This is a genomic window from Streptomyces murinus (assembly GCF_002154555.1).
GTDB lineage: Bacteria > Actinomycetota > Actinomycetes > Streptomycetales > Streptomycetaceae > Streptomyces > Streptomyces murinus.
Genome location: NZ_MUNF01000824.1, coordinates 1 through 214 on the forward strand (window position 1 = coordinate 1; position 214 = coordinate 214).

Here is a 214-nt window from a genome sequence, read left to right on the forward strand (position 1 = left end):
CGGCGGCCACGGTGACCGCGACCGACGATGGCTCCTACCACCTGGTCTGGAAGGCGCCCGGCGTACGCTCCGTAACCATCTGGGCGAACGGCCATATGGTCGCCCGCGGTGGCGCCCGGGGCGACGTGACCGTGAAGGGGCTGCGCGCCGTCGACCGGCAGTGGTTCGACTTCGTGCCCGAGCGCGGCGACTCGCTGCGCCTCGCCGACCGGCT

Annotated in this window: 1 pseudogene; it reads left to right on the plus strand. The window is 73.4% G+C overall.

The window, feature by feature from the left end:
• A pseudogene (locus CCN72_RS41120) lies at positions 1-214 on the plus strand (tyrosine-protein phosphatase); the annotation flags it as partial.